Origin of the sequence: Bombella saccharophila (genome assembly GCF_026385475.1) — a bacterium.
GTDB classification, from domain to species: Bacteria; Pseudomonadota; Alphaproteobacteria; order Acetobacterales; family Acetobacteraceae; genus Bombella; species Bombella saccharophila.
This window is the reverse complement of record NZ_JANIDW010000002.1, coordinates 314476-326924: the sequence shown is the minus strand read 5'-3', so window position 1 is coordinate 326924 and position 12449 is coordinate 314476. Positions and strand designations below refer to the sequence as shown.

General features: G+C 53.9%; 12 protein-coding genes. 4 read left to right on the top strand and 8 right to left on the bottom strand.

The window, feature by feature from the left end; genetic code table 11:
* Positions 1-5: 5 nt before the first annotated feature.
* Complete coding sequence (locus tag NQF64_RS05755) at positions 6-632, bottom strand: TVP38/TMEM64 family protein (protein ID WP_099026427.1); 627 nt, start codon at positions 630-632, stop codon at positions 6-8.
* A 62-nt stretch (positions 633-694) separates the two neighbouring features.
* On the bottom strand, positions 695-1270 hold the full coding sequence (locus tag NQF64_RS05750) for an NUDIX domain-containing protein (RefSeq protein WP_099026681.1): 576 nt from the start codon (positions 1268-1270) through the stop codon (positions 695-697).
* Positions 1271-1494: 224 nt separating this feature from the next.
* Here NQF64_RS05750 and NQF64_RS05745 point away from each other — a divergent pair, with 224 nt between their 5' ends.
* Together NQF64_RS05745 and NQF64_RS05740 are read left to right on the top strand one after the other, a co-directional pair.
* The gene (locus NQF64_RS05745) at positions 1495-2742 is read left to right on the top strand and encodes an MFS transporter (protein WP_266106773.1); all 1248 of its coding nucleotides are present in this window, start codon (positions 1495-1497) and stop codon (positions 2740-2742) included.
* 116 nt (positions 2743-2858) lie between these two features.
* Positions 2859-3413 (top strand): LOG family protein, encoded by a 555-nt coding sequence (locus NQF64_RS05740; protein WP_266106772.1) that lies wholly within the window; start codon positions 2859-2861, stop codon positions 3411-3413.
* Here NQF64_RS05740 and murA read toward each other — a convergent pair.
* The 6 genes from murA to NQF64_RS05710 all read right to left on the bottom strand — a co-directional run bounded on the left by murA (position 3379) and on the right by NQF64_RS05710 (position 8786).
* Positions 3379-4653: a UDP-N-acetylglucosamine 1-carboxyvinyltransferase gene (murA, locus tag NQF64_RS05735; protein ID WP_155578966.1), complete on the bottom strand. Its 1275-nt coding sequence runs from the start codon at positions 4651-4653 to the stop codon at positions 3379-3381. The two genes, NQF64_RS05740 and murA, sit on opposite strands and share 35 nt — an antisense overlap.
* Positions 4654-4693: 40 nt before the next feature.
* Positions 4694-5245 carry a dCTP deaminase gene (gene dcd, locus NQF64_RS05730; protein ID WP_266106771.1) on the bottom strand — a complete coding sequence of 184 codons (552 nt, stop codon included), beginning with the start codon at positions 5243-5245 and terminating at the stop codon, positions 4694-4696.
* Between the two features lie 119 nt (positions 5246-5364).
* Positions 5365-6357, bottom strand: coding sequence for a DMT family transporter (locus NQF64_RS05725; protein WP_266106770.1), 993 nt, complete (start codon positions 6355-6357; stop codon positions 5365-5367).
* Positions 6357-6515 carry a hypothetical protein gene (locus NQF64_RS05720; RefSeq protein WP_180794193.1) on the bottom strand — a complete coding sequence of 53 codons (159 nt, stop codon included), beginning with the start codon at positions 6513-6515 and terminating at the stop codon, positions 6357-6359. Before NQF64_RS05720 ends, NQF64_RS05725 begins: the two co-directional genes overlap by 1 nt.
* The gene (locus tag NQF64_RS05715) at positions 6505-7710 is read right to left on the bottom strand and encodes a glycosyltransferase family 4 protein (protein ID WP_266106769.1); all 1206 of its coding nucleotides are present in this window, start codon (positions 7708-7710) and stop codon (positions 6505-6507) included. The genes NQF64_RS05720 and NQF64_RS05715 overlap by 11 nt, the downstream gene beginning before the upstream one ends.
* Before the next feature lie 17 nt (positions 7711-7727).
* On the bottom strand, positions 7728-8786 hold the full coding sequence (locus NQF64_RS05710) for a hypothetical protein (RefSeq protein WP_407651823.1): 1059 nt from the start codon (positions 8784-8786) through the stop codon (positions 7728-7730).
* 446 nt (positions 8787-9232) lie between these two features.
* Between NQF64_RS05710 and dnaK the strand changes: the two genes are divergently transcribed.
* The gene (dnaK, locus tag NQF64_RS05705) at positions 9233-11131 is read left to right on the top strand and encodes a molecular chaperone DnaK (protein WP_266106768.1); all 1899 of its coding nucleotides are present in this window, start codon (positions 9233-9235) and stop codon (positions 11129-11131) included.
* A 172-nt stretch (positions 11132-11303) separates the two neighbouring features.
* Positions 11304-12443, top strand: a complete 1140-nt coding sequence (gene dnaJ / locus NQF64_RS05700) for a molecular chaperone DnaJ (RefSeq protein ID WP_266106767.1) — start codon at positions 11304-11306, stop codon at positions 12441-12443.
* Positions 12444-12449: the final 6 nt, after the last annotated feature.

Here is a 12449-nt window from a genome sequence, read left to right as displayed (position 1 = left end):
ATGCGTTATTCTGCCTTCTGTCTATCCTGATGGAAGCCGCGTAACACCCAGCCTGCTAATCCAGCAGAGGATAGTGCCAAGATTATCGCCATAATCAAGGCCCCCCCGTGTCCTATTTCTACACCACGCCCAGCGAGGAGAAAAACAAGATTTTGTGACACCCCACCAAGCATTGTCGCTAGCACAAACCGCCCAACAGCAAGCCTCATCATCCCTGATGAGACCGAGACCAGCAAAGCCGACCCCACTGGCAATAGACGTGCGCATAATACCGCACGAAAAGGAGCTGCCACCCCCGCTTTAATAAACCACGGCATAGCGGCTTTGTTTACAGGGTGCCATCGCTGCCAAAGCCAGCCCCCGCTATAGCCCAAAAACGCCCCGCCCCCATAAGCGAGGCTCGCCTCTACCAAGCCGAGCTTAACACCAAGACTCGCCCCAAGAACAAAACAAAGCACCTGACGGGGGAAACCCAACGCACAATACGCTATTGTCGCCGGTAAAAGCCACGCTACCGCATAGGGCCGCCCCGCCCAACTCTGCAAGACGCACACACCTCGTTGAATGAAAGGCACATGCCATAACAGCAATGGCCCAACTAATAAAAAGAGGGCAAAACCCATCACCGGCATGAGAGACCTTCTACGGGAAGGACGCTGCCCCTCATGTTCCTGCGGTATATAGCGTTGGCCTATCAGATTAAGCCTCGTGCGCGAATCTGAGCAAAAGCTGCTAAGGTAACCATACACGTAATCTCGCCCTCAACAATCATACGCTCAAACTCCGCAAAGCTTACATCACGTACGACCATATCAGCCTCGCTTGCTTCCCGCTCTGCCTCACCCCGAATGAGATTACGCGCTAAGAAAACATGCCCCTCTTGCGTAGAATAACCCGCCCCTTGATAGAGCGTGCCAGCATGAATCAACTCCCCCGCACGCAGGCCCGTCTCCTCCCGCAATTCCCCTAAAGCGAGGGCCTCTGCCTCCGCATCGGGCCGTGTCTCCCACATCCCCATCGGGAATTCCCAAAGCCGCTTGCCTACAGGATAACGGAATTGCTGTACAAGAGTGACCCGCCCATCCGCATGCACAGGCATGATCACCGCAAAAGGCCCACGCTCTACAATACCGTAAAGACCTTCCTTCCCACCGGGATGGATGATTTTATCCTCCCGTACGGCCGTCCACGGATTTTTATAAACCATCTCTGAGGAAAGGATACGGTATCCTGCATCCTCACGGGCTTTTCTTAACGCATCATCAGTCATCATCCATGCTCCTTCCTGCAAGCTATGAAATGGATAACCTAAAGAAACTCTTTATAAAACAACCCACCTGATTGCTGCATGGCAGCCATTCATAACTATATCAGCAAAGCAAACTTTGCCCCGTGACGGAAAAGGTTTTCTCACCTATGGTCGAGACCTAAGCAAAGTTATGCCTATGTCAGCTATAGGTGGGCATGGCTGCAAAAACTGCAAAGGGGATGTTCATGTCTGACGAAGACGCAACCTACACGTGCTCACCGACTATGCGTGTGATGCCCGTTGTTTTCTTTAACCTCCTCGTATATTTCGTCATCGGGCTGCCCAACGCTATTATTGGTGCTCAGTTCGTCCATAATACGCTGGGTTTTAGTACGGCTATTGCAGCGAGTACCATCTCCCTACAATATATCGGCACGGCAATGGGCCGTGTGATTGTTGGCCACCGTATTGACGTCTTTGGCCCGAAAGCGGTCTTAAGATGGGGTTTGATTCTCTGCACCATCTCCGGTTTGTTGATGTGCCTTGCTGCGCTCATTCCTACATCCCATTTGATGGGTATGAATGACACAGCCCGCTATGTAGCGTTGGCTGTTGCTCTTGTCAGCCGTCTTTTCATCGGTTGGTCAGAGAGCTGCACATCTACCTCTGTAACAACATGGAACCTCCGCCGCGTTGGACCGGCTCATTCCTCCGTTGCTATTTCTTGGAATGGTGTGACCTCCTACGGTGGTATCGCTGTTGGTGTGACTGTTGGGCAATGGCTCAGCGGCTTGCTGCCAACCATCAAGCTTCTGCCTGTTGGTATCTTTGCCGCAGCATTGGGCATTTGCGGGTTCATCATCTTGACCTTCTATAAGGCCATTAAACCCCTGCCCAGCAAGGGTAAGCCTATGTCCTTCGGCCTCGCAGTGAAGAAGGTGCTGCCTTATGGTGCCGCTCTAGCTGCTGGATCTGTCGGCTTCGGGACGGTGAACAGCTTCCTCGCCCTGTACTATACAGAGAATCACTGGACAGGCCTTGGCATTGCCTTCGGCGTGTTCGCAGCATGCTTTATCTTCATGCGGATTTTCGTCTCTGGCCAAATCGACAAGCATGGCGGTGTGCCGATTGCCTATATGTCCCTCGTGACAGAAGCTATCGCTATGGCCGTGTTCTGCTTGGTCCATAACAATACAGGCGGGTTGATCGGTGCTGCCCTAACCGGTGCTGGCTTCTCCCTCCTCTTCCCTGCTATGGGTACAATGGCCGTCAAGACCGATGGGCCGGAGTTCCATGGGATTCTCATCGCTGCTTACTCCATCTTCACGGACATCACCATTGTGGTTTCCAGCTGGTTCATGGGTGGTTTGCGCGACCATATGGGCTGGGGCGTCATGTTTGCTGTAGCTGGCGTGCTCTGCGTTAGCGGTATCGCCTTTAGTGCTGCTTTCTCCCGTATCCCCGGGTGTGGTATTCCTAAAAATACCCAATAAGGCAGAGCCTTACAGCAAAGGCGTAGTCTCACCGCTACGCCTTTATGGGATTTATCCCATGCTAAATGCCGGGTTCTTGCACCCGGCATTTTTTATGCGAAGGAGACACATCTTTTATGGCCATTCAATTCTGCTCTGTCTTTTGTGGCTCTCGCCCTGGTCATGACCCCGCCTATATGCACACAGCCCGCGCCCTTGGCACGGCCCTAGCCCAAGCAGGCATCACCCTTGTTTATGGGGGCGGCAAAGCTGGATTAATGGGGGCCGTTGCTGATGCAACATTACAAGCAGGCGGGCGCGTTAAAGGGATTATCCCCCGCTTTTTAGAAGCACGAGAAATCCTCCACGAAGGCGTAACGGACCTCGACGTGACAGAGGACATGCCTACACGCAAAGCCAAGCTCTTTGAAATTGCTGATGCTTATATCGTCCTGCCCGGCGGCTTTGGTACGTTTGATGAGTTTTCCGAGGTCCTCGTCAATCGCCAGCTTGGACTAAGCCAGCGACCCATCATCATCCTCAACGCTCATGGCTGGGCAGAGGCGCTCATCGCTATGCTTCGTACAACCTTGGAGCAAGGATTCGCCGATGCTACTGCCTCAAGCCTCTATGAGGTTGTGGAGGATGTACCAAGCGTCATCCAGCTTTTGCAGGAGCCTTCACGCGCTTAATTTTCGCCCCACAGGCAGAGAGCTTTTTCTCCACATGCTCATAACCGCGATCAAGATGATAAACGCGGCTAAGCTCCGTTTCGCCCTCTGCCACCAACCCTGCCAGAATGAGGGAGAAAGAGGCCCGCAAATCAGTCGCCATCACCCGTGCGCCAGAAAGATGCTCCACCCCACGAATCACCGCAGCACGCCCTTGGATCGTAATATTCGCCCCCATACGATTCAGCTCTGGCACATGCATGAAGCGATTCTCAAAAATCGTCTCAGTGATCATAGAGGCCCCCTCCGCTACAGAGAGCATCGCCATGAACTGCGCCTGCATATCTGTCGGGAAGCCGGGATAAGGCTCGGTCGTTAAATCTAACCCGCGCAAACGGCCTTGGCTGCGCACCCTCAGCCCCTCAGCCTCCTGCGTAACCTCAACACCAGCCTGCTGTAGCGCATGGACTACCGCCTCTTGGTCGGCCATACGACCACCCTCTAGCAGGACATCCCCCCCAGTCATCCCGACCGCACAAGCATATGTCCCACATTCAATCCGGTCTGGCATCACCGCATAATGCGCGCCATGCAGCCGCTCCACCCCTTCTATCGTGATGGTGCCAGAATGTGCCCCGGTAATGCGGGCCCCCATGGCGTTCAAACACTTAGCGAGGTCTAAAATCTCCGGCTCCCGCGCGGCATTAACAAGCTCTGTCGTCCCACGCGCTAGGGTAGCGGCCATCATGATATTCTCGGTCGCCCCCACACTGGGGAACGGTAATACCACACGCCCCCCCTGCAAACCCTGCGGGGCACGCGCATGGATATAGCCTGCCTCTAACTGAATCTCCGCCCCTAAAGCCTCTAGCCCTTTGAGGTGCAAATCCACCGGGCGCGTACCAATGGCACAACCACCAGGCAAAGAGACACGCGCCTCGCCCATACGGGCCAAAAGAGGCCCCAACACCAAGATAGAAGCCCGCATACGAGAGACAATATCATAAGGGGCTTCTACAGAATGAATGGCCCCCCCAAGGCTCAGCGTGCCGGGGCCATCAACCTCCGCCACCTCATAACCAAGCTGGCCCAATAAGGTCCGCATCGTGCGGATATCGGCAATATCAGGCACGTTAGAGAGAATCAAAGGCCCTTCAGAGAGGAGGGACGCTACCATCAGCTTCAAGCCGGAGTTCTTTGCACCACCAACAGGGATGCGCCCTTCCAAACGCCGCCCCCCCTCTATGAGGAAATAATCCATCAGCCTTGTTCCCCTCGCCTCTTAACCTAAAATATGCCGCTTATAAGCGCGGCGGTGTTACACCAGACTGCCGCATATATTTCCCTGCCCTATCAGCATAGCTCACCTCACAAGGGCTATCACCTTTAAAGAACAAGAACTGACAAATACCCTCATTAGCGTAAATACGAGCTGGCAGAGGGGTTGTATTGCTTATCTCAATGGTCACTTGCCCTTCCCATTCAGGCTCTAAAGGGGTGACATTGACGATAATCCCACAACGCGCATAGGTCGATTTACCAAGGCAAACAACCAGCGTATCCCGCGGGATGCGGAAATATTCCACCGTATGCGCTAGGGCAAAACTATTAGGCGGGATTGTAATATCCCCCCGGCGCGTGACAAAACTATCCGGGCTGAAGTTCTTTGGGTCCACAATGGCATTATCCACATCTGTAAAGATATGAAACTCATCAGCCACGCGGGCATCATAACCATAAGAGGACAGGCCGTAGGAAATCACCTTCTCACGCTTCTGTGCCTCAACAAAAGGCTCTATCATACCATGGTCTTTCGCCATGCGACGTATCCAGTGATCGGGCATAATTGACATAGCCGCTCTCCCTTATGATTAATAACCTCTACGGTCACTCAAATCGTGCTTAAATCCCAGCCCGACCAGCCGGACCTCTTTTACCATATCATCTGCCTGCGCTAGGACAAAATTATCCCCTATCGCGGGTCAGACCCATTACGGATCGTCAAATCCGACATACTAGGGCGATAACGCCGCTTTAACACCGTTGCCGTATCGCGCACTGCACCACCGCGCAATGTGCGACGGAAACGCGGCCAACGTGGCTTAACCTCACTGGCTAAAACCCCCGCCACAATAAAGCCTGCCCCGACAAGGGTCGTTATCGTTAAAACATCCCCTGTAAAGAACCCTACAAGGCCACCCCATATTGGCTCACTCGCATAAATAATCGTTGCTTTTGTGGGAGAGACTGTCTTTTGCGCCCAGTTAAGCACAAGTTGTGTGGCTGCACTCACCACACCCATTACGAGTGCACAGCTCATCCAGCCCCAACTGAAGGCTGGAATATGCTCCCCAACTACCGGCATCAGCACAAAAGAAAGTAATGCCCCAGCAACCAGCTGCACAAAGGCCATACGGCGGCTATCAGTCTCTAAAGCGAAAAGACCAACGCAGATAATCTCAAAGGCGTAAGAGAACGTCCCCAATAGGGTCAAACCGTCACCGGCGCTCATTGTTAAGCCCGTCTTCCACGGTTCAGCGAGAAGAACTAGCCCAACAAAGGCGAGGAAAATACCAATAATCCCGCTCGTATTAGGAGCCTTACGCAAGATGATCCATTGCAGAAGGGGAACAAGGGGAACGTAAAGAGCCGTCAAAAACGCAGAGCGACTACTGGTAATTGTCAACAAACCTTCTGTTTGACAAATATACCCAAAGGCCAACACAAGGCCGATCATCCCACCACGCCAAATCTCCGAGCGTGGAATCCCCTGCAAGACGCGCTTACGCCCTACAAAACAAACCACAAACAACGCCGCGATGAGGAAGCGCACCCCAATAAAGAACATCGGCCCACTGGTCTTTAAAGCCAGCTGGATGATGTAATAGGTGCCCCCCCATAATATGGTGATAATCCCCAATGCAATTTCTTGCCGGGATGGGAGCGGTAAGGAGAGCTTATTCATTAGGCTTTCTCTCGGCTAGAGGCACTCGTAGGGCGGGCACGTTGCTGCTGCTTGCGGCGCATCAAATTGGCACGCAAAGCCTCTGCCTCGCGTAATTGACGCTCCTGCCGCGCTGTCATAGGGGCAGGCTCCATCTTTTTCGCCCTATCAGGCTTCATGCTCTACATCCCTCTCCTGATGGAAGCGTATAAAAGCCTCCTGCAAATGGCTGGATAGAAGCTCATCATACACACCCAACGTGGCTTGCTGCATATGTTGTTTTGTATAGCGCGCTAACGCATGGGCGCGTATTTCATCCTGCCGCTCTGCCATAAGTTCTGGGGGCACGTCCAGCACTTCCCGCAGGGCCATAGCAAGCGCGCGCGAATCCCCCGCAGGGACAAGCGTTCCCGTCTCACCATGATGGATAGTCTCTTTCAACCCCCCACGGGCAGAGCCTATAACCCAGCGTCCCATCATTTGCGCTTCTACTGGCACGCGTCCAAACGGCTCCGGCCTTAAAGAGGGCACCACGACAATATGCGCTAATTTATACGCTGCTGCCATATCGTGACACACACCCGCAAAACGCAAACGGCTGGCTATACCGCGTTCTTCAGCCAATTTCTGAAGCATCCGCGCATACGGTCTTTCTTCCCCCGGCCCAACCATAACACACACCCACTCTTGCTCTGGATGGTGCGCTGCTAGATACCCCAAGGCTTCAATAAGACATTCCTGCCCTTTCCAACGCGTAAGCCGCCCTGGCATGAGGATAATGCGACTTCCCTCACCCACACGCCAACGCTCCAGCAAAACTTGCAATTGTCCCCCACGCACCGCTTCGGGGGCGAAAATAGCCGGGTCACTCCCGCGTGGGATGACCCGTAACCGGTCCTCCCCCACGCGATATTCTTTACGCAAACGCTCCCCTATATGCTCCGACACCGCAATCACACGCTGCCCACGCACTAGGCCGGAATTATACCACTTTTTCAGCCAAAAACGCGCTTGATGGTCCCCATGCCATGTCGTCACAAGCGGGATGTTCTCTTTCCGGCAGGCTATCGCTGCGACAAGAGCCGGATAACGCGAGCGCGCATGGACCAAACTTACCCCTTCTCGGCGGATAAGCCGACGCAATGCCGCCACCCGGCTGAAAAAAGATCGCAGCGAGACACTCTTCCGAAAAGCCATCTCCACATGCTCGCCCCCTACATAGCGCAAACGCGACACCAAAGCCCCACTCTCCGCTGCTACAAGAGCACGCCCTCCCGCTTGGCTGATCGCCTCCGCCATATCGACCGCACCGCGTTCCAACCCCCCAATCCCAAGAGCAGGTAGAAGCTGAAGAATCACCGGTCTTTGCGTCATCACCATGCCTCGTTCTGTCACCCAGCTGGGATCGTTACCACAGCACCACCGCTATGGCTGGTTGCCGCAAGCGTGCTGAGGACTTGAACCATCGTAAAGGCCTCCTTACTACGGAAGTCCGTATCAGAGATCCAATACCAGCATTTTTTATAAAAAACAGCAGCATATGGGCTCTCAGGTGCTTCTTTACCAGAATGAATAACCACCTCCGGGCGGCTCTCAATCCCAACTTGGCCAATCGTTGGCAAAGTACGACCGGAATGAACATCCTTCTCCGGCACTTCCATCTCATAAGAAAGCTGAGTAAGCATAGCGAGCATAGAACGTGTAAGAATAGCTATTTGCCCTGCTTTCTTAGGGTAAGGGCCGTACACAATCTCCGCCTCACTCGTCTCAGCATCAAGATGCAGTAACCGCCGCACCTCACCTTGAATCGCCTGTAAGTTACTGTCGGCCGTACTGGTGAGGACAAGATATATATGCTCGTTCGGCTGGCCATTGCCTCCCTTGCTTTCATTACTGCCCGTCCCCGGCGTTGCATTGACCGACTTGCCTCCCTTTGATGAAGCAGGATCATCTGTCGCAATACGCACCGTCATCGCCCCAGCAAGCTGCAACTGACGTAAGTCATGCAATAAAAGATAAAAGCGGACCGACCCTCCCCCAAAAGGCCCCACCCCCCGCACATTCGAGAGGCCATCAATAGATTGTGCTGTCAGCCGCAAGAGCGTATCAATCGCCATCCCCCCAAGGCTGAGCGGCATAATCGCTACAGGAGAGATAGGGCGAACAATATTTTCCGCATATTGCTCCCCTGTTAAAGGCTGGTAGGTGATAGTTGGGTTCTCCGCTTGGGACATAGTGCCTGTCCCAAAGAGATAATTACTTACCGCAGATGCCGGATAACCATAATACCCGCCTGAAAAACTACGCGAGAAGTTATAGCCAGCAATCACCTGCGTTGTATCCAAAAAGGCCGGTGGCTCCCCATAACGCAACCGCACGATATTGAGCAGCATTTCCCGCTTTTGCACCTCACCAAGGGCGCGGGAATAAGCAAGTTGGTCATGCCGCATACGCTCTGGGCCAAGCGTCAAACACCCCCCAAGTGCAAGAGGCAATACACATGCCCATAACGATAGCACGACACGCCCCTGCCACCTGCTACAGTCATTTTTCCACCGGCATATGGAATAAAGCCGCGCCACAAAACCCAGCTTACAGAATAAAGTTTTCAGGCCAAACAGGGGAGAACTCCTAATAAAGACAGTATGTTATAGTCACACTACCTCAGCTTAACGCAGATGCCACGCTTCTCCAACGGGAAAACATGCCCGTCCCTTATAGGAAAATCAGCTATCTTTTCCAGCTTTTCCCTCTTGAAAGAGCAAGACAGACTTACCAAATCGGTCCCATGGGCCTGTAGGCTTGCCTGCCAGCCCGACCTGATAACGTCACAATAGGGTTTCCACCCGATGCCTTGAGGGGGTTGGGGGACGCCGCTGAAAAGGGACAAATCGTCATGGGTAAAATTATTGGTATTGACCTTGGGACAACCAACTCCTGCGTTGCTGTGCGCGAGGGGAATGAGAACAAGGTTATCGAAAACAGCGAGGGTGCCCGCACCACCCCATCCGTCGTTGCCTTCACTGATAGTGGGGAGCGTTTGGTTGGTCAGGCTGCAAAACGTCAGGCTGTCACAAACCCTGCCAACACACTTTATGCTGTAAAACGTCTGATTGGCCGCCGTTTTGACGACCCCACCGTTGCTAAGGACCAAAAGACCGTTCCTTACGAGATCGTCAAAGGTGATAATGGCGATGCGTGGGTGCGTGCCCGCGGCGAGAACTACGCCCCCTCCCAGATTTCTGCCTTCGTGCTCGGCAAGATGAAGGAAACCGCTGAGGCTTATCTCGGTGAGAAGGTGACGGAAGCCGTTATCACCGTTCCAGCTTACTTTAACGATGCTCAACGCCAAGCCACACGCGATGCTGGTCGTATCGCTGGGCTGGATGTTAAGCGCATCATTAACGAGCCAACCGCCGCTGCCCTCGCTTATGGGCTTGAGAAAGGCGATTCTGGCAATGTGGCTGTGTATGACCTCGGTGGTGGTACATTCGATATTTCCATTCTGGAAATCTCCGATGGTGTGATCGAAGTGAAATCCACCAACGGTGATACCTTCCTCGGTGGTGAAGACTTCGACAATAAGCTGATCGATTATCTGGCTGATGAGTTTAAACGGGAGCAGGGGTTAGACCTCCGCACTGACAAAATGGCTCTCCAACGCCTGAAGGAAGCTGCCGAGAAGGCTAAGATTGAGCTTTCCTCCGCTAAGGAGACAGAGGTCAACCTGCCCTTCATCACCGCTGATGCTTCTGGGCCGAAACATCTTGTCGTCAAGGTGACCCGTGCAAAGCTTGAGAGCCTCGTTGATGATCTCATCAAACGGTCTCTGGAGCCTTGCCGCAAGGCCCTCAAGGATGCAGAGCTGACACCGGCCGACATTAAAGAGGTTATCCTCGTTGGTGGGCAGACCCGTATGCCCAAGGTTGTGGAGAGCGTTAAAGAGTTCTTCGGCAAAGAGCCTGCCCGCAATGTGAACCCTGATGAAGTGGTTGCCATCGGTGCGGCTGTGCAGGGTGGTGTTCTCCAAGGTGACGTCAAAGACGTGCTGCTGCTGGATGTGACCCCACTCTCCCTCGGTATTGAGACGCTGGGCGGTGTCTTTACACGTCTGATCGACCGTAACACGACGATCCCGACTAAAAAGAGCCAGACCTTCTCCACCGCTGAGGATAATCAGCCAGCTGTGACCATTAAGGTCTTCCAAGGTGAGCGCGAAATGGCCGCAGATAACAAGCTGCTCGGCAATTTTGACCTCACAGGCATTGCCCCGGCCCCGCGTGGTCAGCCGCAAATTGAGGTGACATTCGATATTGATGCTAACGGTATCGTCAATGTCTCCGCCAAGGATAAGGCAACTGGCAAGGAGCAGAACATCTCCATTAAGGGCGATGGTGGTCTCTCTGAAGCTGATATTGATCGCATGGTCAAAGAAGCTGAGGAAAATGCCTCTGCCGATAAGGCCCGCCGTGAGCTTGTGGACCTCCGCAATAGCACCGAGGCCATGATCCATCAGACCGAGAAGACCCTCTCCGAGGCTGGTGATAAGGTCCCTGCTGCTGATAAGAGCGAGGCAGAAGACGCTATCAAAAAGGCTCGCGAAGCCCTTGGTGGTGAGGATGCTGAGGCCATTAAAAAGGCCAGCGAGCATCTTACTCAAGTTGCTATGAAGGTTGGGCAAGCGGCTCACCAAGCTGGGGCTGGTGAGGCAGAAGGTCAGCCTGCTGGCGGCAAACCAGAGGAAGATATTGTCGATGCCGAGTTTGAGGACGTTGACGATAAAACAAAGAAATAATCGCTTATAATAAGGTGGAGCCCGGCCCTTTTTGCGGGGCTCCCCTTCCTGCGATTGGCGTCAATTCCCCTACTCAATTGGGGGGTGACGCCTTTTTGCATAAGGGACTGACCATCATCACCCGGCCCGCCCTTATCCGGGTGCCCGCTCCCCTGCGTGACTGAGGACCATTATGGCTACACGAATGGATTATTACGAGACACTCAGTGTCTCCCGCACAGCAAGCGGTGCAGAGATTAAAAAAGCGTATCGTAAATTAGCAATGCGCTACCATCCCGACCGCAACCCCGATGATGAGGAAGCGGAAAGAAAGTTTAAGGAAGTCAACGCCGCTTATGAAGTCCTAAAGGACGAGCAAAAACGTGCTGCCTATGACCGTTACGGCCATGATGCTTTCGAAAACGGCATGGGCGGCGGTGGAGCAGGTGGCTTTGGCGGTGGCTTCGGCGGGTTTGATGCTGGTGGCCTTGGCGATATTTTTGAGCAAATGTTCAATATGGGTGGCCGCCGTGCCCGCCAACAACGCCAAGCTGAGGACATACAAGTCCAGATCGACATCACCTTAACAGAGGCCTTCTCTGGCGTGCGGAAGGAGATTGAAGTCCCCACCCGCAAGGCCTGTTCCAGCTGCCAAGGCTCTGGCTCGGCAGACCCTAACGGCAGCAAACAAACCTGCCAAACGTGCCACGGGCAAGGGGCTGTACGCGTACAGCAGGGCTTTTTTGTTGTAGAACGGCCTTGCCCAACCTGTCATGGCGCAGGACAGACGGTGAGCAATCCATGCCATAGCTGCCATGGTAGCGGGACCGAAGCCGCAAAAGAGACTGTTGCTGTTGATATCCCCGCCGGGATTGAAGATGGCACACGCATCCGCCTTGCTGGCAAAGGCGAGGCTGGGGGCAGCGGTGTCCAGCCGGGGGACCTTTATGTCCTCGTCACGGTGGATAGCCATAGTATCTTCGAGCGCGAAGGGGCTACCATCCAATGCCGCGTCCCCTTACGAATGACCCAAGCCGCCTTGGGTGATGAGATTGAAGTCCCGCTCATTGATGGGGGACGAACAATGGTGAAAATCCCTGCCGGGACGCAAACAGGCGATAATTTCCGCCTACGCGGGAAGGGCTTCTCCGTCCTGCACTCCAAAGCGCGGGGGGATATGTATATCCGCATCACGGTAGAAACCCCAAGCCACCTCACCAAACGTCAACGCGAATTGCTTGAGGAGTTCGAGGCAGAGAGCAAAGACCATAGCAAGGGCAGCCCCGAGCATGATGGCTTCTTTGCCCGTGTTAAAAAATTCTGGGAACGATAAGGGCAG

What these genes read in the sequence shown, in the direction of transcription:
- NQF64_RS05755 (WP_099026427.1), bottom strand. Translation starts at nt 632, where the DNA reads ATGCCGGTGATGGGTTTTGCCCTCTTTTTATTAGTTGGGCCATTGCTG.
- NQF64_RS05750 (WP_099026681.1), bottom strand. Translation starts at nt 1,270, where the DNA reads ATGACTGATGATGCGTTAAGAAAAGCCCGTGAGGATGCAGGATACCGT.
- NQF64_RS05745 (WP_266106773.1), top strand. Translation starts at nt 1,495, where the DNA reads ATGTCTGACGAAGACGCAACCTACACGTGCTCACCGACTATGCGTGTG.
- NQF64_RS05740 (WP_266106772.1), top strand. Translation starts at nt 2,859, where the DNA reads ATGGCCATTCAATTCTGCTCTGTCTTTTGTGGCTCTCGCCCTGGTCAT.
- murA (WP_155578966.1), bottom strand. Translation starts at nt 4,653, where the DNA reads ATGGATTATTTCCTCATAGAGGGGGGGCGGCGTTTGGAAGGGCGCATC.
- dcd (WP_266106771.1), bottom strand. Translation starts at nt 5,245, where the DNA reads ATGTCAATTATGCCCGATCACTGGATACGTCGCATGGCGAAAGACCAT.
- NQF64_RS05725 (WP_266106770.1), bottom strand. Translation starts at nt 6,357, where the DNA reads ATGAATAAGCTCTCCTTACCGCTCCCATCCCGGCAAGAAATTGCATTG.
- NQF64_RS05720 (WP_180794193.1), bottom strand. Translation starts at nt 6,515, where the DNA reads ATGAAGCCTGATAGGGCGAAAAAGATGGAGCCTGCCCCTATGACAGCG.
- NQF64_RS05715 (WP_266106769.1), bottom strand. Translation starts at nt 7,710, where the DNA reads ATGACGCAAAGACCGGTGATTCTTCAGCTTCTACCTGCTCTTGGGATT.
- NQF64_RS05710 (WP_407651823.1), bottom strand. Translation starts at nt 8,786, where the DNA reads ATGCGGCATGACCAACTTGCTTATTCCCGCGCCCTTGGTGAGGTGCAA.
- dnaK (WP_266106768.1), top strand. Translation starts at nt 9,233, where the DNA reads ATGGGTAAAATTATTGGTATTGACCTTGGGACAACCAACTCCTGCGTT.
- dnaJ (WP_266106767.1), top strand. Translation starts at nt 11,304, where the DNA reads ATGGCTACACGAATGGATTATTACGAGACACTCAGTGTCTCCCGCACA.